The following is a 20227-nucleotide window of genomic DNA, read 5'->3' as shown; positions in this document are numbered from 1 at the left end:
GGCCCTCCACGCAACGAGGAGAAGTCATGAAGTTCCTGCTGAACCTGCACATGAACCCGGCCGTGTGGGACTCGCTGACCGAGGACGAGCGCAACGAGGTCATGACCGGGCACGGCGCGTTCATGGAGACGGTCACCAAGTCCGGCGAGATGATCACCACGCAGGGCCTTGCCGACCCGTCGCAGTCCGCCGTGGTGCGGGTGCGCGGCGGGCAGCCGGTGGTCACCGACGGGCCGTACCTCGAGGCCAAGGAGTACCTCGGCGGCTTCTACCTGATCGACTGCGAGAGCCGGGACCGCGCGCTGGAACTCGCGGCGATGATCCCGGACGCCAAGGTCGAGGGCCTCGGCGTCGAGGTGCGGCCGGTGATGTTCGCCGACGGACAGCCGGAGATGTGACGATCGAGCCCGTCGCCGAGGACCTGCTGCGCGAGCTGGCGCCGCAGGTCCTCGGCGTGCTCGTCCGCCGGTACGGCCAGTTCGAGGAGGCCGAGGACGCGGTGCAGGAGGCCGTGCTCGCGGCGGCCGTCCAGTGGCCGGCCGAGGGCGTCCCGGCCAACCCGCGCGGCTGGCTGGTCACCGTCGCGGCGCGGCGGCTGATCGACGAGTTCCGCAGCGACCGCGCGCGCCGCGACCGGGAGGCCGACGCCGCCCTGCGGGAGCCGGAGCCCGACGTCCCGGACACCGACGACACGCTGGTCCTGCTGTTCCTGTGCTGTCATCCCGCACTGACCCCGGTGTCGCAGACCGTGCTGACGCTGCGCGCGGTCGGCGGCCTGACCACGGCCGAGATCGCGCACGCGTTCCTGGTGCCGGAGAACACCATGGCGGTGCGGATCAGCCGGGCCAAGCAGCGCATCAAGGCGGCGGGCGCCCGCTTCGCCATGCCGGCGCCCGAGGAGCTCCGGGAGCGTCTCGACGTCGTGCTGCACGTGCTGTACCTGATCTTCAACGAGGGCTACACGGCGTCGTCGGGGCCCGAGCTGCACCGCGCGGACCTGGCCCACGAGGCGATCCGGCTGATGCGCATGGTGCACCGGCAGCTGCCGGGCGACGGCGAGGCGGCCGGCCTGCTCGCCCTGATGCTGCTGACCGACGCCCGGCGCGCCGCCCGCGTCGGCCCGGCCGGCGAGCTGGTTCCGCTCGCCGAGCAGGACCGCAGCCGCTGGGACGCCCGGTTCGTCGCCGAGGGCACCGCGCTGGTCGAGGCGGCGATGGCCACCGCGCCGCTCGGCCCGTACCAGCTCCAGGCCGCGATCGCGGCGACCCACGCGGACGCGGCGCGCGCCGAGGACACCAACTGGCGCCAGGTCCACCTGCTGTACCGGATCCTCGAACGGATCGCGCCCAACCCGATGGTCACCCTCAACCGCGCGGTCGCCCTCGCCGAACTCGAGGGCCCGCGCGCCGGCCTGACCCTGTTGTCCACTTTGGACGATGATGACCGGATCAACGGCCACCACCGGCTCCCCGCCGTCCGCGCGCACCTGTTGGAACAGGCCGGCGAGGTCGAGGCGGCGCTGGAGAACTACCGCAACGCCGCCCGCCGCACGCTCAGCCTCACCGAGCGCCGCTATCTCGAGTCCCGCGCCGCCCGCCTGATCGGCCGAAGTGGATGACGCTCGGGTGATTCACGCTGCGTATCGACACGCTTACACTGTGGCGGCCCGCCCCAGGGCTCGGCGGGTGGCGGACCGCAACAGGGGGTGGCCATGGGGTTCGGCTTCGGACAACGACGTGGCGGGCGCCTTCCCGTTGAGCGCACCAGCTTCGTCGGGCGCGAAGGGGAAGTCGCGCTGGTCCGGGACGGGCTGGCGCGGGTCAGGCTGGTCACGCTGGTCGGGCCGGGCGGCGTCGGCAAGAGCCGCACGGCGTTGCACGCGGCCGACGCCCTGCGCACGCAGTTCCCCGACGGGACCTGGCTGGTGGAGCTGTCGGCGCTGCACGACCCCGAACTGCTCCCGGCGACTCTCGCCGCGGTGTTCGAGCTTCCGCAGCAGCCCGGCATGGAACCGCTCGACGCCGTGGTCGCGCACCTCCAGGACCGGCGGCTGCTGATCGTCCTGGACACCTGCGAGCACCTCCTGGACGCCTGCGCGATGCTCTCCGACATCCTGTTGCGCGAGACCAGAGGGGTGAGCGTGCTGGCCACCAGCAGGCAGCCGCTCGACGTGCCTGGCGAGCACTGCGTGCAGATCGCCCCGCTGGCACCGGCCGACGCCAGGGAGCTGTTCGTGCAGCGCGCGGCAGCCGTGGTGACGGGCTTCACCGCCACCGACGCGAACCGGGACCACCTGAGCGCGCTGGTCGCCCGGCTCGACGGGATTCCGCTGGCGCTGGAGCTGGCCGCGGTGCGGCTGCGGTCGGTGCCGCTGGCCGCCTGCGCGGCGCGGCTCGACGACCGGTTCGGCGTGCTGACCGCGGAGCGGCGGTCCTCGCTCACCCGGCACCAGACCCTGCGGGCGGCCATCGCCTGGTCCTACGAGCTGTGCACCGAGCCGGAGCGGCTGCTGTGGGCGCGGCTGTCGGTCTTCGCCGGATCCTTCGAGCTGACCGCCGCGGAGCGGGTGTGCGCCGGCGGCGAGCTGCCGGGCGCGCGGGTGGTGGAGACGCTGATCGGGCTGGTCGACAAGTCGGTCGTGCAGCGCACCGGCGAGGAGGGCCAGCGCTACCGGTTGCTGGACACGATCCGCGAGTACGGCGCCGACCGACTCGCCGAGACCGGCGGCGCCGACGCGGTGCGGGACCGGCACTTCGCCTATCACCGGGAGCTGGGGCAGCGCTTCTGGGACGAGTTGTTGACCTCGACCCAGGTCGAGCTGCACCGCTCGGTGCGCGCGCAGATCGCCGACGTGCAGGCCGCGCTCGCGCACGCCTACGCCGGCAGGAGTCAGGCCGGGCAGGGGCTGTGGCTGGCGGCCCAGCTTGGCCCGTACTGGCGGGCGACGGGCACGCTGGCGCAGGGGCGGTTCTGGGTCGACAAGGGGCTGGCCCTGCTGCCGGGGGACTGCCCGGAACGGGCGTGGGGCCTGTTCATGACCGGGGTGTTCGCGGTGTGGACGGCGGACCTGGTCACGGCGCTCGACCGGCTCGGCCAGGCGCAGGAGGTCGCGCGGCGGGTCGGCGAGGACCGCGTTGAGCTGTTCAGCGAGGCGTATCTTGGCGCCCTGCGCGCCCTGTGCGGAGAGGTCGACGAGGGGCTGGCGGCGCTGGAGCTGGCCTACCAGCGGATGGTCGCGACCGGCGACACGCTGGGGATGGCCGTGGTGCACTACGAGGGCGCGCTGGCGCGGGCCGTGCTCGGTGACCTGGCCGGCGCGCTGGAGCTGTGCGAGAAGGGCCTGGTGCACCTGGAGAACACCGGCGACCGGCAGTTCCTCGGGTCCACGCTGGTGGTCCAGGGCGTGATCCGGTGGCTGGCCGGCCAGTACGAGGACAGCGCGGCGCCGCTGCGGGAGGGGCTGGCGGCCGCGGGCGAGATCGGCGAGGTCCTGGTGGCCGCGCTGGCGTGCCTCGGGCTGGCCTGGCACGCGGCCAGGGAGGAACGGTACGTCAGGGCCGCGTGGCTGCTGGGCTATGCGGAGAACGCGCGGCGGCTCAACGGCGACCCGGTCAGCATGCTGCCCTCGCTGTTGGCGCAGCAGGAGTCGGTACACGAGGCGGCGCGGGCCGGGCTCGGTGGCGAGCGGTTCGCGCACTGGCACGCCGTCGGGGCGCGCATGTCGGGGACGGAGATCCTCGAGGCGGTGCGGAACGACACGGACGGCGAGCCGCGGCAGGAGCCCGCCGACGCCGCATCCGACGCTCAGGCTGGCGCGGAGCTGTCTCCGCGCGAGCGCGAGGTGGCCACGATGGTCGCGCAGGGCCTGTCCAACCGGCAGATCGCCGAGAAGCTGGTGATCTCCAAGCGGACCGCGGACGCGCACGTCCTGCACATCATGTCGAAGCTGGGGCTCAGCTCGCGCCGGCAGGTCCCGCCAGCGCACGAACTCGGCGACCCGTCGTAGCGGCTGGCCAGGACACAGCACTCGGCATACCACCCGGCGAACGGCCGGCCGTTGCGCATACGCATCTTCGCCGGATGCCGATGTGCGGGACCCGCGACACCCGCGATGCTGACGGCGTGGAGACCACGCCTCGCGATCCGTCGCAGTCGATCTCGTGAACGGTGCCACGGCCATCAGGACGACGGTCCGGACCGTGTTCTTGCTCGCCTCCGGCGACCTGACCACCGCACAGTCGGACTCGGACTCGGACTCGGACGAGGCGCTCGTCGAGTCCGTGCGCGGCGCGGCGATCGAGTCCTACGGCCAGCTCTACCAACGGCACGTCTCGGCCGCGCACAACCTCGCCCGCCAGCTCTCGCGGTCCTCCGCCGAGGCCGACGACCTCGTGTCCGAGGCGTTCGCGAAGGTCCTCGACACGCTGCGCGCCGGCCGAGGTCCCGACTCCGGCTTCCGCGCGTATCTGCTCACCGCGTTGCGGCACACCGCGTACAAACAGACCAGAAAGGACAGTAAGATCGAACTGTCCGACGACGTGACGACGGTGGCCGACGCGGACCGGGTCAGCGTGCCGTTCCGCGACACGGCCGTGGCCGGCCTTGAGCGGTCGATGGCCGCGAAGGCGTTCGCCCGGCTGCCGCAGCGGTGGCAGGCCGTGCTGTGGCACACCGAGATCGAGGGCCAGTCGCCCGCCGAGGTCGCGCCGCTGCTGGGTCTGACCCCCAACGGCGTGTCCGCGCTGGCCTACCGGGCCCGCGAGGGCTTGCGCCAGGCCTACCTCCAGGTGCACCTCGCCGAGCACACCGAGGATCACTGCCGGGCGACGGCGGAGCGGCTCGGCGCGTGGACCAGAGGCGGGTTGGCCAAGCGGGAGACCACGCAGGTCGAGGCGCACCTGGCGGGCTGCGACCAGTGCCGCGCGCTGGCCGCCGAACTCGCCGACGTCAACGGGACGATAGCCAGCGTCGCGGCCGTCGCCAGGCCGACGCGCACGCCTCCGCCGGACGCCGCACCGCACGGGTGACCATGGTCGGCGAACTGTGCATAATTCGGGCGTGAAGGACGAAATGGGTTGGCGGGTCGTGGTGCGCGACGACGACGTCACCACGGTGCACCTGGTGGCGTACGTGTTGCACCTGGTGTGTGAGCTGCCGTTGCCCGCCGCCGTGGACCTCATGTGGCAGGTGCACACGCGTGGCGAGGCCGAGGTCGATCGGTTCGCCGGCCGGCACGAGGCCGAGCGGCTGGTCGCGCGGCTCCAGGGTTACGGGTTGCACGGCATGGTGAGGGCGGCCTGATGGGGGAGTCGGTTCATCAGTTGCCGACCGCCGACTTCGTGGACGTCGTGGCGGCCGCGGACGGTGTGGTGTTGCGGATGTCGGAGAACGCGGCCGAGACGTTCCGGTTCGTGTTGGAGCGGGTGGTGGCGTTGTTGGAGCGAGGCGAGGCGCCCGAGTCGGGTCGCCGGCTGTTCGGGCTCCGCCCGGCCAGGTCCGCGGAGCAGGTGTTGCGGCAGATGTTTCCCGACGCCTACGCGGATTCCGCCCTGGCTGCGGGGTTCCGGCGGGAGCACGGGGAGGCACAGCGGGCCGAGGCGTTGGCGGCCGTCCGGCGGGTGCTGGACGGCTGGGCCGGTGCGGTGTCGACCTATCTCGAGCGGGCCGAGGTGGACGACTGGCTCAGGGCCCTTGGTGTCGCGAGGTTCGCTTTCGCCGTGAGGAAAGGCGACCGGCTGGTGCTGGGAGGCGCGGCGGGAAAGCGGTCGGACCTGACCGCGCAGTGGCTGGCCTATCTGTTGGAGTCCTTCGTGCACACGCTGTGCCCCTCGGTGGTGGCCGCGACGGAGTAGCGACCGGAGCGCCCGTGTGTTCGGCATGCCGCGCTCACCGGCGCGCTCCCTGCGACCAGGCGGTGGAGCCAGGCTTGAGGGAGTTTTGAGGACGGCTTCCTAGCTTGGACCGGACATGGGTGGCCTGCCCGACAAAGGGGGAATCGCCTTGATAATCCACACCTTGATCTACCGCTTTGCGGACTCGGTGGCCGACCGGGATCGCGAACGGTTCTTCACGGAACTACGCGCCGCGGCGTACAAGTCGGGGTTGGTCAAGGATTTCGGCTACGGCGCGCATTATCTGCTGCCCGTCGACGAGCAGTCCAGGGGCATGACCGGAAACGCGATCGCCCAGTTCGCCTGCGCGGACCTGCCCACCCTGCGGAAGTTCTCCGAGCTGCCCGTCGTGCACGATCTGCTCGCCCGTTGGCGGTCGAAGGTCGACTACGAGGCCGCCTACGCCAACCACGACGTCCTGCTGACCGCGGGCACCACCGGAGGTAACCCGATGCACCACACCGAGCACACCGTCACCGTGGACGCGCCGGTCGACGTGGTCTGGCCGGTCCTCGTCGACGTCGAGGGCTACGCGCGCATCTTCCCGCCGACGCAGCAGGTGACGATCCTGGAAGAGTCGCCGGAGCACCAGATCGCGCGCCTCGTCGTCGACGTCAACGGCGTGATCCAGACCTGGGTGTCCCGCCGCGACATCGACGTCCAGCGCAAGGTGATCGGCTACCGGCAGCTGGAGCACGCGCCGATGATGGGCCACATGGGCGGCGAGTGGCGCGCCCTTGCGCTCGGCGAGGACCGGACGCAGCTGGTGCTCACGCACGACTTCAAGCCGCGCGAACCGGTCGACGGGAAGGTCGCCGGCACCTACACCTACGAGGAGGCCGACGAGATGATCAAGGCCGCGGTGGAGCGCAACAGCGTGGCCGACCTCGGCGCGGTGAAGATCGAGGCGGAGCGTCTCGCGGCCGGGGAACGTGCCGCGTGACGCGCCTGGTCGACCTGAGCGTCGTCCTGCGTGACACGCCGAGCGAGGCCACCCCGGTGAAGATCGACCTGCTCGGCCACCGGGAGGGCGCCACCGTGCTCGGCCTGTCGCCGGAGGACTTCCCCGACGAGATGGCAATCTCCAACGAGACGGTCACGCTCACCACGCACACCGGCACGCACATGGACGCCCCGCTGCACTACGGGCCGCTCAGCGGCGGGAAACCGGCGAAGAGCATCGACCAGGTGCCGCTCGAGTGGTGCTACGGCCCCGGCGTCCGGCTCGACGTCCGGGCCGTGCCGGCCGGCGACGGCATCACGGTGGCGCACCTGACCGACGCCCTCGCCGCGATCGGCCACGAGCTCGCCGAGGGCGACATCGTCCTGCTGTGGACGGGCGCGGACACGAGGTGGGGCGGCGCCGACTACCTCACCGACTTCCCCGGTCTCACCGGCGAGGGCACCCGGTTCCTGGTGGAGCACGGCGTCCGGGTCATCGGCATCGACGCGTGGGGCCTAGACCGGCCGATGCGGACGATGATCGAGGAGTACCGGCGGACCGGTGACAGCGCGGCACTGTGGCCAGCCCACATCTACGGGCGCACCCGCGAGTACCTACAGCTGGAGAAGCTGGCCAACCTCGGCGCGCTGCCCGCGCCGACCGGCTACACGGTGTCCTGCTTCCCGGTGCCGGTCGGCGGCGCAGGCGCCGGGTGGACCCGCGTCGTGGCGATCCTCGACGCATGAGCGCGCGGGCCTGACATGGCCGGAACCGACCTCGTCGGGGTGTGGCTCCTGGTGTCCTTCCACGACGTCGACGACGCGGGCCGGACCAGTGCCGGCCCGCTGGGCGCCGATCCGTCCGGCCTGTTGATCTACACGGCGGACGGGCACGTCTCGGTGAGCATGATGCGCACCGAACCGGGGCCGGCGCCCGGCTTCATGGGCTATGCCGGGCGCTGGCGCAGGGACGGCGATCGGGTCGTACACCGGATCGAGGTCACGCCGAGGGCGGACTGGGTCGGCACGGAGCAGGTCCGCGCCGCCGAGTTCGCCGGCGACCGGCTGACCCTGCACGCCAGCACCACGGTGCACGGCCGCCGCCAGCGCCGCGTCCTGGTCTGGCGCCGAGCACAACCGCGTCGGGCGTAGTCGCGTCGGGCATAGCGGCGTCGGGCGTAGTCGCGCCCGACGCCGGCGCGGTCAGTGAAATGCCTCTCCTGCTCTACCGGTGCTTTAGTGGACATTGACGTCTCCTGTCGAAGGTCGTTTTATGACCCGCAGAGTTGTGATTACCGGAATTGGCGTCCGGGCCCCTGGGGGACTCGGCACGAAGGCTTTTTGGGAACTGATCGCGGCCGGTGCCACGGCCACGCGGCCCATCTCCTTGTTCGACGCGTCCGGATTCCGGTCGCAGGTCGCCGGGGAATGCGACTTCGACCCCGACTTCGAGGGGTTGTCCCCGCGCCAACAACGCAGGCTGGACCGGGCGACGCAGTTCAGCGTGGTGTGTGCAAGGGACGCGATCGAGGACAGCGGGCTCGACCCCGGCCAGCTGGATCCGGCGACCCTCGGCGTCACGATCGGCAGCGCGGTCGGCGCGGCGACCAGCCTGGAGCGCGAGTACCTGGTGCTCTCCGACAGCGGGCGGCACTGGGTGATGAACGAGGACCACCTCTCCCCGCACATGTTCGACTACCTGGTCCCCAGCGCCATGCCGAGGGAGGTCGCCTGGGAGATCGGCGCCGAGGGCCCGGTCACCATGGTCTCCACCGGGTGCACGTCCGGGATCGACGCCGTCGGTTACGCGGTCGACCTGGTCCGCTCGGGGACCGTGGCCGCGATGATCGCCGGCGCGTCGGACACCCCGGTCTCGCCGATCGTGGCCGCGTGCTTCGACGCGATCAAGGCGACCACCCCGAGGCTGGACGAGCCGGAACGCGCCTCCCGTCCGTTCGACGCCAGCCGCAACGGGTTCGTGCTCGCCGAGGGCGCCGCGATGTTCGTCGTCGAGGAGTACGAGCACGCCCGCAAGCGCGGCGCGGAGATCTACGCGGAGGTCGCCGGCTACGCGACCAGGTGCAACGCCTACCACATGACCGGGCTGCGGGTGGACGGCGTGGAGATGGCCGAGGCGATCGACGTCGCGCTCGCCCAGGCGCGGATGCGGCCGGACGAGCTGGACTACGTCAACGCCCACGGCTCCGGCACCAAGCAGAACGACCGGCACGAGACGGCCGCGTTCAAGCGCAGCCTCGGCGACCACGCCTACCGAGTCCCGGTGAGCTCGATCAAGTCGATGGTCGGCCACTCCCTCGGCGCCATCGGCTCGATCGAGATCGCCGCGAGCGCGCTCGCGATCACCCACGGCGTGGTGCCGCCGACCGCGAACCTGCACGAGCCGGACCCCGAGTGCGACCTGGACTACGTGCCGCTGGAGGCCAGGGAAGCGCGGCTGGACAACGTGCTCACCGTTGGCAGCGGGTTCGGCGGCTTCCAGAGCGCGATGGCCCTGCGGGCGGTGTCATGAGCGAGTCGGCTCAGGTCGTCGGCATGGGGGTCGCGGCGCCGAGCGGGCTCTCCGTCGAGGACCACTGGGCGGCGGTGCTCGCCGGCCGGACCAGCATCGGCCCCGTCACCGGCTTCGACGCCTCGGGCTACCCGGTGCGGCTGGCCGGACAGATCAGGGACTTCGACGCCGAGGCGCACCTGCCGAAACGGCTGCTGCCGCAGAGCGACCGGGTGACCAGGCTGGCGTTGGTCACCGCGGCGACCGCGCTGGCCGGCGCGGACGTCGCGGATGGCGACCTGGACAGCTTCGACCAGGGCGTGGTGTTCGCCAACGCCCAGGGTGGCTCGGCGTTCACCCACCGCGAGTTCCGCAAGCTGTGGACCAAGGGGCCCGCCGAAGTCAGCGTGTACGAGTCGTTCGCCTGGTTCTATGCGGTGAACACCGGCCAGGTCTCCATCAGGCACGGGATGCGTGGCCCGTGCGGCGCGCTGGTCGCCGAGCAGGCCGGCGGGCTGGACGCGATCAGCCTTGCCCGGCGCCGAATCCGCGAGGGCGCCCGGCTCATGGTGACGGGCGGGTTCGACTCGGCGTTCGACCCGTGGGGGTTCCTCGCGCAGAGCGCGCACGGACGGCTCAGCCGGGCCGCCGATCCCCGCCGCGCGTACCGCCCGTTCGACCGCGCGGTCAACGGCTACGTGCCAGGCGAAGGCGGCGCGGTGCTCGTGCTGGAGGCCGGGAGCTCGGCCCGCCGCCGCGACGCGCCGAGCCACGGCGAGATCGCCGGCCACGCGGCCACCTTCGACCCGAGGCCCGGTTCCGGCCGGCCGTCGACGCTGCGCAGGGCCATCGAGCTGGCCATGGCCGACGCCGGAGTGTCCACAGTGGACGTCGTGTTCGCCGATTCCGCCGGTGTGCCGGAGCTGGACCGGATCGAGGCGGCCGCGATCGAGGACGTGTTCGGCAGGCGGGGCGTTCCGGTGACCGCGCCGAAGGCGGGCTTCGGTCGACTCGGCGCTGGTGGGGGCCCGGTGGACGTGCTGACCGCGCTGCTGTCCATTCGCGACTCGGTGATCCCGCCGACCCCGCACACCACGGACGTGCCGGACGACTACGGGCTGGACCTGGTCCTCGACGCGCCACGGCACCAGCGCGTGGAGACCGCACTGGTGCTCGCCCGCGGCTACGGCGGCTTCAACTCCGCGCTCGTCGTACGAGGCAACGCCAAGGAAGGACAGGACGGATGAGCAAGCTGACCATCGAGGAACTCTTCCAGGCACTGGTCGAGTCGGCGGGGGAGGCCGAAACCGGGGTCACGCCCTCGGACAGCCTGGACGTCCCGTTCGCGGACATCGGCTACGACTCGTTGGCACTGATGGAAACCGCCGCCAGGATCACCCAACGCACCGGCGTCACCGTCGACGACCAGCAGCTCATCGAGGCCGAGACGCCACGACAGTTGTTGGACCTGCTCAACACGGCCATGTCGGGACAGCCGTGACGGCGCGGTCGACGCGGTGAACCGCCGGGAGCCCGAGCCTGGGATCGCCGCGCGCTTCGCCTGCGGCAGCCCCGGCACGGGAGCGATGTTCCGTTGGCACTGGCCCAATGCGGCCGTGGCGCACGACGAGCTGACCGCCCAGCTCCACCAGGTCGCCGACGCCGGCTACAAGGGCGTCGAGATCGCGAGCGTGCTGTGGGGCCCGGGGGAGAGCACGGTCGACTACTGCGTCGATCCACACGTGCACGGCTACGGCTCCGACCGGTGGATCGCCGCGCTGGAAACGGTGCTGGAGGTGGCCGACGGGCGCGGTCTCCAGGTGGACCTCACGCTCGGCGCGCAGTGGCCGCTCGCCGTTCCTGGGCTCGACGTCGACGGTCCAAGCTCGACGAAGGAACTGGTGCACGCCTTCGAGTTCGTCACCGGCGGCGCGTCCTACGACGGCCCGGTGCCGGCGCCCGCGCCGAGGACCTTCGCGGACAGGAGGGTCGTCGGCGGGGTCGTGACCTCGACGACGCGGACGAGCCGGCCGACGCTGGTCGCGGTGGGCGCCGCCCGGTGCCTTGACCCGTCGGGCGACGCGCCGGTGCTCGACCTCGGCTCGGCGGTCGACCTGACCTCGTCGGTGCTGGACGGCTCGGTGCGCTGGGACCCGCCGGACACCGCGGCCTGGGTCCTGGTCGGCTATTGGTGCAGGGGCACGGGTATCCGCAACGATCTCCCGTTCGGGAACCAGCCCTCGCTCTACACCGATCCCGAGGCGAGGGCGGTCGACTACCTCAGCAGGGACGGCGTGGTGGCGTTCACGTCCTACTTCGAGACCACGCTGTCGCCCAAGGTCATGCGGCTCATGCGGCGCGTCGGCGGCGCCGTCTTCGACGACTCGATCGAGGTGGCCGCAGGGGCCGCGCGCCTGTGGACGCCGCGGTTTCTCGACGAGTTCGAGAAGCGCAGGGGCTACCCGTTGACGACGTACCTGCCCGTGCTCGCCGCCGAGCTGCGCAGCGGGTTCGCCGGCGCGCCTTGTCCGGCGTTCGCCTTCGCCGGCGGCGACGCCGACGCGAGCGCCCGCGTCCTGCGCGATGTCGACCAGACCTGCAACGACCTGTACCTCGACGAGCACGTCCGGCCGATGCTGGAGTGGGCACACTCCCTCGGCCTCGGGTATCGGGCGCAGCCGTACGGGCTGCCCATCGACATCGCGGAGGCGGCGACGCTGCTCGACGTCCCGGAGTGCGAGAACCTCGCCTGCGGGACCGGCGACGACTGGCGGCTGGTCTCCGCAGGGGCCGATGTCGCCGGCACGACGATCGTCTCCGACGAGCTCGTCCCCGGCCTCACCGGTCTCGCCCCGCTCACCAGGCCGCCCTGGCCGTGTCCGTACATGGTCTCGCCGCAGGAGATCACCCGGCAGGTGAACGAGCAGTACGCGCTCGGCGCCAACCAGATGGTGTTCCACGGCCTCGCGTACCCGCACTGGCCGCCGTCCCTCGACGGCACCGTGCGCGACGATCACACCGGCTGGCCGGGGTTCCACGAGTTCGGCACCCTGTTCCCCGACCCGTTCGGCGCGCGCCAGCCGACCTGGGCGATGACCGGCGACGTCGCCGCCTACTACGCGCGGACGCAGGCGATCCTCCAGACCGGGCGGCGCCGCACCGATCTCGCCGTCTACAACCAGAGCATCGGCCACCTCGCCGACGCCGTGGACGCGCGCGCACTGCTGGCGGCCGGCTACACCTACGCGTACCTGACTCCTGCCCTGCTGCGCGACCGCGCCGACGACGTCGAGGATGGCGTCCTGCTGCCGGCGGGACCCGCGTTCCGCGCGGTGATCGTGCACCACCAGGCGAGCATGCCGCTGCCGGCGGCGCGGGAGCTGCACGGCCTCGCGGCCGCCGGCCTGCCGGTCCTGTTCGTGGGGGAGCCGCCGTCGCGCACGCCCGGCTATGCCGCGTCGGCCGCCGCGGCGGCGGCCGACGACCGTCAGCTCGTCGACGTCGTCGCCGGCATCCTCGCCGAGCCCGGTGTGCACCGCGTCGAGGACGCCGCGCGGCTGCCGGCGGCGCTGGAGTCCCTCGGCATCCAGCCTGCCGCGCACGCCACCGTGCCGTCGGTGCGGACGGTTCGGCGGGTCTCCGAGGACACCGACTGGTACTACGTCCACAACGACAGCGCGGACCCGGTGTCCGCGACGGTGTCGCTCACCGGTCCCGCGCTCGGTGTTCCGCACGTCCTGGACGCGTGGACCGGCGCGATCGAGCCGGTCGCGAGGTACATCCTCGGCGAGGGCCGGCACACGCTGGACCTCGATCTTGCGGCGCACGGGTCGGCGCTCGTGGCGATCGGGCCAGCCGGCCTGGTCGCCCGGCCCGAGTCCGAGGCCGTCGCGGCGCACGTCGTCGAGACCACCGCGGACCTGGCGCTGCGCCGCGACGGCCGGCTCCTCGTCCGTGCCTCCCGCCCCGGCACGTACCGGACGACGCTCGGCGGCGGGGCGGAGGTGCGAACCTCCGTCGCGGCGCTCCCGGACGTCGTCGAGCTGTCGACCTGGGACCTCACCGTGGACGACTGGCAGCCCGCGCGGCCGGGGCAGCGCTCGACCGACAGCAACCACGTCGAGTGGTCCTTCCCCTCGGTCCGCCTCCGGCCATGGCGAGAGCTGCCCGGGATCGCCGACGCCGTGGGGGTCGGGCACTACGTGGCGACGGTGCTGCTGCCGCCGAGCTGGGCGCACGCGACCGGCGCGTACCTGCGCCTCGGCGCCGTCGCCGGCGCGTTCCGGGTCGGCGTGAACGGCGTCGGCGTCGGCGTGGTCGACCAGCTCTCGGGGGTCGTCGACCTTCGGCGGGACCTGGTCCGGCCCGGCCGGATCACCGTCGCGGTCTCGGTCGCGACCACGATGATCAACCGGGTCAGGGTCGTCCAGCCCGCGTTCGCCGATCGGGCGGCACAGGACGTCGGGCTGCTCGGCCCGGTGACCCTGACCCCGTACACGGACCGGTTCGTCGACGCCGCACCTGGCCTGCGGTAAGGGAGTCATCCGGTAAGAGGTGTGTTCTTCGGCGTCAAGTCAGGCTACCTTCCTATGTGCGGTACCGTCGAGGCAGGCGAGCGAAGGAGAGATCGTGAAGGCAGTGCGTTACCACTCCTACGGCGGCAGCGATGTCCTGGTCTACGAGGAGGTTGACCGGCCGGTGGCGAGTGCCGGGCGGGTGGTGGTGCGGGTGGCCGGCACCTCGTTCAACCCGGTGGACGCCGTGCTCCGCGCGGGCGTGCTGAAGGAGTTCATCCCGATTGCGTTCCCGCAGATTCCGAACGGCGACGTGGCTGGTGTGATCACCGAGGTCGGCGCCGGCGTGACCGGCTGGAGCGTCGGGGACGCGGTGGTCGGGTCCCTGCCGGCGACCGAGCCCGGCGCCGCCGCCGACTACGTCGCCGCGCCGGCCGAGGCGCTGGCCGCCGCCCCGCGCACCGGCGAGCTGGCCGACGCCGCGGCGCTGCCCGTGGTCGGGCTCACGGCGTGGCAGATGCTGTTCGAGCACGCCGGTGTGAAGGCGGGGCAGCGCATCCTGATCAACGGGGCGGGCGGCGCGGTCGGTGGGTATGCCGTTCAGCTCGCCGCGCAGGCCGGTGCCACCGTCACCGCGACCGCCAGCGCGCGCAGCCACGACCGCGTCCGCTCCTACGGCGCCGACCGGATCATCGACTACACCGTAACCCCCGTGTCGGAGGCGGTCGCCGGGCTGCGGTTCGACGCGGTGCTGAACCTGGTGTCCACCAACGAGGAGGAGACCGGGCGGCTGGTGGACCTGGTCGCCGACGGCGGAGTCCTGGTCAGCATCACCGGTCCCGGCCCCGAGGACGCCGGGCGAGGGGTGCGGGTGTTGTGGATCTTCGTGCGGAGCGACGCCGACCAGCTCGCCGAGTTGGTCGTCCGCGTCGACGCCGGGGACCTGCGGATCCACGTGGCCGAGCGCCTGCCGCTGACCGACCTGGCCAGCGTGCACGAGCGGGCCGCCGAGGGAAAGCTGGCCGGCAAGACCGTCCTGATCCCCTGAAGCCCTTATGCGCCAGCTCCTATGCGCTCGCGACGCCGTCGACCGCGACCGGTTCGGTCGGTGCAGGGACGCGCCTGCGGTTGCGCGCGAACCGCCGCATCATCGGCTGCTCGACCAATGCGTAGAGCAGCCAGCCGGCCAGCAGCGTGAGCCCGAAGAAGCCGAGGTGCAGCAGGATCGCCACCGGCGTGCTGAACGTCCCGTCCCCGACGATCGCCAGGCGGCCGTAGAAGAGCACGACGCCCTGGCACAGGTAGAACCCGAAGGACACGTTGCCCAACCACACCATCACCCTGCTGCGCAGGAAGGTCCTGGTGCCCCGAACGTCCGCGGCGGCCGTCGCGCAGATGAGCACGCCGATCGGGATCACCGCGCTGACCGTGAAGTCGAACGGCGATGGCACCGCGTTGGTCACGAAGAACCCGATCACCGCGAGCGCGGCGGCGGGCGCGACGCCGACGCGCGGCCACCTCCCGGCCCGCACCAGCCGGGCAAGCACCATGCCGAGCACGAACTCGAACAGCCGAGGCGGCGGGAAGATGTAGCCGAACCACTGCTGTGGAACGGAAACCGCGAGCATCGGCGAGCCGGGATGGTCCGGGATGACGAACACGGTCACCAGCTCCACACCGACCATGCCGGCGATCATCACGCCGGCCCACAGCCACAGCCGGTGCTCGGCGATCCGCCGAACCGGGCGAATGATGAGCGGGAACAACAGGTAGAACAACAGCTCGCAGCACAGCGTCCAGGACAGCGAGTTGACGCTGATGAACACCGAGGGCTGCGGGAAGTACGAATGCACCAGCAGCAGGTTCGCCAGCCAGGTGCCGACCGGGGTGAACGCCGAGGCGTAGAGGACCATCGCGGCGGCCCACATCACGACGTGGTTGGGGAAGATCTTCACGATCCGACGTCGCCAGAACGCGGTCACCCGCTCGCCCGGCCTCGCCGACCAGGTGAGCACGAATCCGCTGAGGACGAAGAAGAACGTCACGCCGAGGTACCCGGACTTGCCGAACAGCGTGGCGAGGAAGTTCGCGACACCGGGGTCGCCGAAGAAGCTCAGCGGCACGGTCGGCTTGAGCGGGTCGACCAGGAAGAACGCGTGCACGAAGAAGACGCACAGTGCCGCGAAGAAGCGCAGACCGGTCAGCGCGGGCAGCCGTGACCGGTAGTCCGGCGCTGGGTCGGGCACGGCGGGGGACAGGGGCTCGGACAAGGTGATCACCCTTCCTGAGCCGGAGAATGCGCAGGCCTATGATTCATCCTCCGGTGTGGGTCCGGCAGGTGTTCGGGTGTCGGAATTCTGCCGTCCATAGGCTGGCGCAGACTGGCGCGCCGCAGTAAAAATGCGGTTGATTATGGCTAATGACGACGCGTGATTCAGATCATGCTCTAATCGGAGTGGTTTGCTGCTTAGGGTATCGGCGGATCGTCTTGTGGCGTGATGGAGGCATTTCGCATGGATATCCCCGTTTCCTTGACCGTGCCGACGCCTGGTGTCGCCGACCCGCGCGCGGGGGCGACGCGAACACTGAGCCCGACGGAACGCTGGTACTGGATCGCCGACCAGCTCTCCACGAACAACTGCGCCGCCCGCGTGCGCGTCGAGGGCGAGCTGTCCATGACTGCGCTGCGCGGCGCGCTCGGCGCGCTACAGGCCCGGCATCCGTTGCTGCGCCAGGCCATCACGGCGGAGCTGTCCGGCGTCGACCCGCGATTCGTGCCGACGGACAACCCGATTCCGCTGCGCGAGGTGGTCCTCGCCCGGCCCGACGACGCGCGCTGGGCGGACGAGCTGGACGGCACCGAGCTCGCCCACCCGCTCGACTGGCGGTCCGGCCCGCTTGCCCGCGCGGTCGTCGTCAGCCAGCCCGGGCAGGTGCACGATCTGATCATCAGCGCTCCGCACTGCGTCGCGGACGGCACGACCGTGCTCGCGCTGCTGCGCCAATGGGTGCGGCTCACCGCCGAGCCGCCGCCGGCCGGCCAGCCCGTCCCGAGTGGATCCGTGCTGCCCCCGGAGGCCCGTTTCCCGGCGCGGCACCGGGAAACCTCGGTCGAGCTGCCGGACCTCCCGACGGGCGGGGCGGATCCCGGCGCGGTCGAGCGCGACGTGACGCGGCTGGCGCCCGAACGCTTCGTGCCGTTCGACCGCCGCAGAACCCGGTTGCTGCACCGGTTCCTCGCTGGCGACGCGCTGGAGGGCCTCGCGCTGGCGTGCCGGCGGGAGGGCGTCTCGATGCACGGCGTGTTGGCCGCGGCGATGGTCTCCGCCGTGGCGCGGGACCTCGGCGCACCGACATCGGCGTCGTTCGCGATCGGCTCGCCGGTCGACTTCCGGGACGAGCTGGACCCGCCGGTGTCCGAGGACGAGATCGGCAGTTTCGTGTCGGCGTTGCCCTCGGTGGTCCGCTACCGGCCCGACGACCTGTGGTCGATGGCCCGGTCCGTCAATCGCGAGATCAGGGAACGCCGAGAGCGCGGCGAGCACTTCCTGCCGCCGAGGCTCCTCGCGGAGAGGGGGCCCGCCGGTGTCGCGGACAGCGGGCCCTTCGTCAGGTTCATGGAGGAGCACGGCCCCTTCAACGTCTTCATCTCCAACATGGGGCGGTTCGACTTTCCCGACACCCTCGGCGCGTGGCGACTGTCCGGGGCGCAGGTCGTCGGCGGCATCTCGGTGATCGGCTACTTCGCCGCGGTGGCCTGCACCAGCCAGGGCCAGTTGTCGTGGAACTTCCTCTATGTCGACGAGGCGATCTCCCTGGCACGCGCAGAGCGCCTCGCCGACGCCAGCATGGCCGCCGTGCTGGCGGCCGCGAGCACGGCGTGAGGCCGGGGGACGGTCGGTGGCCGCGCCTGTCCACTGTCCTTCTCGCTACTGGCCTTTCTCGCTACTGACCCTTCTCGAGGCGGATGACCTCCGCGAGCGTCTGCCGCAGCGCGGCGACCCGCTCCCTGCCGAGGTGTTTGGCCCACCGCTGCTCGATCTCCCCGAGGATCCGCGCGGCGGCGGCCTGGCCCTTGATGCCCCGATCGGTCAGCCGGATGATCTTCGCCCGGCGATCGTCCGGGTCGGCCGTCCGCTCGACGTAGCCGTGTCGCTCGAGATCGCTGACCACCTCACCGATCGCTTGCTTGGTGAGCCCGGAGCGTTCGGCGAGCACGGTCAGCCGCGAACCCTCCGCGTCGATGAACCGGAAGACGGATCCGTGCCAGTACAGGATGCCGTCGAACCCCTCCTCGGCGAGCCGCCGGTGGAGCTGTCCGACCGTGACTTCCTTGCCCTGTGCGAACAGTGCGGGAAGCGGCAGCTTGCTCTCGTCCGCGTTGTCCAGCTTTCCGGACGGTGTCGTCATGTCGGGCGACCTTTCTGGCGCAGCCAATTCGTCAAGCTACTTGACAGCATCACACCGCCTGACGGTAAGGTTACCTGGCCAGTGTTGCGAGCGGCCAATTCTACCTCGTTGGGGCGGGTGGACGGCCCCGGAAGCGCGACGCCGCAGGGCAGTCGCCGAACCGTGCGCTGGCGGAGCCGAATTCGCCGTGCGGACCCGTGCCCGGCCGGCGAATCCCGAACACCGACAACCATGGGGAACGATCATGAACAGTGTGGACCCGCAACGCACCGAGTCCTCCGGCGTCGACGCCTCCGAGATCGCGGCCCTTGCCGAGCGGGTGAGGGGTCCGGTGCACACCCCCGACGACGAGCAGTATGACACGGAACGCGCCGGATACCAGACCGCCCGCTGGCATCGGCCCGACGTGGTGGTCGGCGCGACCGGACCCGCCGACGTGCGGGCCGCGGTGGCGTTCGCGAGCAGCCACGGGCTCCCCGTTGGTGTGCAGGGCACCGGGCACTCGCTGGCCGGCATCGCCGCCGACGGCGGCCTGCTGATCAACACCTCCCGGATGACGGGTGTGCGGGTCAACGCCGAGGCGGGCACGGCGTGGGCCGCGGCGGGAACCCGCTGGGAACAGGTGATCCACGAGGCGGCGTCGGCCAGCCTGGCGCCGCTGTCGGGCTCCTATCCCGGCCTCGGCGTGGTCTCCTACACCCTCGGCGGCGGGCTGAGCCTGCTGTCGCGGCGGTACGGCTACGCCGCGGACCACGTGCGCAGCATCGACGTCGTCACGGCGGACGGCCAGCTGCGGCACGTCACCGGCGACTCCGACCCCGACCTGTTCTGGGCGCTGCGCGGCGGCCGGGACAACTTCGGTGTGGTGACTGGGATCGAGATCGACCTCATGCCGATCACCACGCTCTACGGCGGCGGGCTCCAGTTCGCCGGCGAGCAGGCCGCCGAGGTCTTCGAGGCCTACCTGCGATGGACCGCGACCCTGCCGGACGAGCTGAGCTCCTCGATCGCGCAGATCTCCTTCCCCGACGTGCCCGCGCTCCCGGAGGCGTTGCGCGGCAAGCAGATCGTCCAGGTCCGCATCGCCTACGCCGCGGACGACCTCGGGGCGGGGGAGAGCCTGGTCGCGCCGCTCCTGGCGCTCGGCCCGCAGAGTCACACCCTCGGCGAACTGCCCTACACCCAGTCCGGGTCCGTCTACAACGACCCGCCCTTCCCCGGATCCTACGAGGCGAGCACCCTCATGCTCGGCGACCTCGACACGACCGCGCTGCGCACCATCCTCGACCTGGCCCCGCCCAAGACGTCGCTGCCGCACATCATCGAACTGCGCCACCTCGGCGGGCAGCTCGCCCACCCGCCCGCCGTCGACAACGCCGTCGGCAACCGCGACGCGCAGTTCCTGTTCAACGTGGTCTCCCGGTTGGAGCGCGCCGACATCACCGAGATTCGGCCGGCACACCAGCGCCTGCTCGACGCGATCGAGCCGTGGAGCACCGGCGGTCGACTGCTGAACTTCATGAACGGCGAGAACGCCGCCGAGGAAGTGCGCTCCGCGTACGACCCCAAGGACTACCAGCGGCTGACCGAACTCAAGGCCGTCTACGACTCGGAGAACCTGTTCCGGCTCAACCACAACATCCCGCCGGTCGACTCGCACCAATTCCGTTAGTCGCGGCTCCGGGGGCTAGGGGGTGTCCCGTGGATCTTGTCCGCGCTAGCCGGGTCGAGGCGGCCCCTGGCGGCACCGCCGAACCACCCACATACAACCCGGTATGAGGCCGGCCCGGCGGCACCACCAGGAACCACCTCGATCCCGACTCCCATCGAACAAGATCCGCAGGACACCCCCTAGCGGCCCCCTCCGGAACGAGCCGTCAATTTCCACTATAGAACCGGTAGAGCGGGCGGCAAATGCGCGCGAAACCTCTTGCCACTACTGGGAGAGCTGCTTACCGTGT

The 20227-nt window shown here is 71.6% G+C and carries 18 protein-coding genes; 16 read left to right on the top strand and 2 right to left on the bottom strand.

Annotation, left to right across the window (positions count from 1 at the left end):
* The first annotated feature begins 26 nt into the window (after positions 1–26).
* From F0L68_RS11895 to F0L68_RS11830, 14 genes are all read left to right on the top strand, one after another.
* The gene (locus F0L68_RS11895) at positions 27–398 is read left to right on the top strand and encodes a YciI family protein (RefSeq protein ID WP_149849579.1); all 372 of its coding nucleotides are present in this window, start codon (positions 27–29) and stop codon (positions 396–398) included.
* Positions 395–1618, top strand: a complete 1224-nt coding sequence (locus tag F0L68_RS11890) for an RNA polymerase sigma factor (protein ID WP_149849578.1) — start codon at positions 395–397, stop codon at positions 1616–1618. Before F0L68_RS11895 ends, F0L68_RS11890 begins: the two co-directional genes overlap by 4 nt.
* 93 nt (positions 1619–1711) lie before the next feature.
* The gene (locus tag F0L68_RS11885) at positions 1712–4006 is read left to right on the top strand and encodes a helix-turn-helix transcriptional regulator (protein ID WP_149849577.1); all 2295 of its coding nucleotides are present in this window, start codon (positions 1712–1714) and stop codon (positions 4004–4006) included.
* Positions 4007–4199: 193 nt separating this feature from the next.
* The gene (locus F0L68_RS11880) at positions 4200–5027 is read left to right on the top strand and encodes a sigma-70 family RNA polymerase sigma factor (RefSeq protein WP_438672274.1); all 828 of its coding nucleotides are present in this window, start codon (positions 4200–4202) and stop codon (positions 5025–5027) included.
* A gap of 31 nt (positions 5028–5058) precedes the next feature.
* Positions 5059–5301 (top strand): ATP-dependent Clp protease adaptor ClpS, encoded by a 243-nt coding sequence (locus F0L68_RS11875; protein WP_149849576.1) that lies wholly within the window; start codon positions 5059–5061, stop codon positions 5299–5301.
* Positions 5301–5852, top strand: a complete 552-nt coding sequence (locus F0L68_RS11870; protein WP_149849575.1) for a DUF2017 family protein — start codon at positions 5301–5303, stop codon at positions 5850–5852. The genes F0L68_RS11875 and F0L68_RS11870 overlap by 1 nt, the downstream gene beginning before the upstream one ends.
* Before the next feature lie 163 nt (positions 5853–6015).
* Entirely contained in the window at positions 6016–6834 is an 819-nt protein-coding gene (locus F0L68_RS11865) for an aromatase/cyclase (RefSeq protein WP_188316523.1), read from the top strand.
* A complete protein-coding gene (locus F0L68_RS11860) occupies positions 6831–7580 on the top strand; it encodes a cyclase family protein (RefSeq protein ID WP_149849573.1) in 750 nt (249 codons plus the stop codon). The genes F0L68_RS11865 and F0L68_RS11860 overlap by 4 nt, the downstream gene beginning before the upstream one ends.
* A gap of 15 nt (positions 7581–7595) precedes the next feature.
* Positions 7596–7985, top strand: coding sequence for a lipocalin-like domain-containing protein (locus tag F0L68_RS11855; RefSeq protein ID WP_149849572.1), 390 nt, complete (start codon positions 7596–7598; stop codon positions 7983–7985).
* A gap of 121 nt (positions 7986–8106) precedes the next feature.
* On the top strand, positions 8107–9363 hold the full coding sequence (locus tag F0L68_RS11850) for a beta-ketoacyl-[acyl-carrier-protein] synthase family protein (protein ID WP_149849571.1): 1257 nt from the start codon (positions 8107–8109) through the stop codon (positions 9361–9363).
* A complete protein-coding gene (locus tag F0L68_RS11845) occupies positions 9360–10589 on the top strand; it encodes a ketosynthase chain-length factor (protein WP_149849570.1) in 1230 nt (409 codons plus the stop codon). The genes F0L68_RS11850 and F0L68_RS11845 overlap by 4 nt, the downstream gene beginning before the upstream one ends.
* Positions 10586–10843: an acyl carrier protein gene (locus F0L68_RS11840; protein ID WP_149849569.1), complete on the top strand. Its 258-nt coding sequence runs from the start codon at positions 10586–10588 to the stop codon at positions 10841–10843. Before F0L68_RS11845 ends, F0L68_RS11840 begins: the two co-directional genes overlap by 4 nt.
* 16 nt (positions 10844–10859) lie before the next feature.
* Positions 10860–13877: a glycosyl hydrolase gene (locus F0L68_RS11835; protein WP_149849568.1), complete on the top strand. Its 3018-nt coding sequence runs from the start codon at positions 10860–10862 to the stop codon at positions 13875–13877.
* A 94-nt stretch (positions 13878–13971) separates the two neighbouring features.
* On the top strand, positions 13972–14904 hold the full coding sequence (locus F0L68_RS11830) for an NADP-dependent oxidoreductase (RefSeq protein WP_149849567.1): 933 nt from the start codon (positions 13972–13974) through the stop codon (positions 14902–14904).
* 19 nt (positions 14905–14923) lie between these two features.
* Here F0L68_RS11830 and F0L68_RS11825 read toward each other — a convergent pair whose 3' ends face one another.
* Entirely contained in the window at positions 14924–16126 is a 1203-nt protein-coding gene (locus F0L68_RS11825) for an acyltransferase family protein (protein ID WP_223198717.1), read from the bottom strand.
* Positions 16127–16369: 243 nt separating this feature from the next.
* Between F0L68_RS11825 and F0L68_RS11820 the strand changes: the two genes are divergently transcribed.
* The gene (locus F0L68_RS11820) at positions 16370–17740 is read left to right on the top strand and encodes a phthiocerol/phthiodiolone dimycocerosyl transferase family protein (RefSeq protein ID WP_188316522.1); all 1371 of its coding nucleotides are present in this window, start codon (positions 16370–16372) and stop codon (positions 17738–17740) included.
* 61 nt (positions 17741–17801) lie between these two features.
* Here F0L68_RS11820 and F0L68_RS11815 read toward each other — a convergent pair whose 3' ends face one another.
* On the bottom strand, positions 17802–18266 hold the full coding sequence (locus tag F0L68_RS11815) for a MarR family winged helix-turn-helix transcriptional regulator (RefSeq protein ID WP_149849565.1): 465 nt from the start codon (positions 18264–18266) through the stop codon (positions 17802–17804).
* Between the two features lie 244 nt (positions 18267–18510).
* Here F0L68_RS11815 and F0L68_RS11810 point away from each other — a divergent pair, with 244 nt between their 5' ends.
* Complete coding sequence (locus F0L68_RS11810) at positions 18511–19938, top strand: FAD-binding oxidoreductase (protein WP_149849564.1); 1428 nt, start codon at positions 18511–18513, stop codon at positions 19936–19938.
* Positions 19939–20227 lie beyond the last annotated feature (289 nt).

Source organism: Solihabitans fulvus (genome assembly GCF_008386585.1).
In the GTDB taxonomy this organism is placed as follows: Bacteria; Actinomycetota; Actinomycetes; order Mycobacteriales; family Pseudonocardiaceae; genus Solihabitans; species Solihabitans fulvus.
This window is presented reverse-complemented; position numbering and strand designations above follow the sequence as displayed.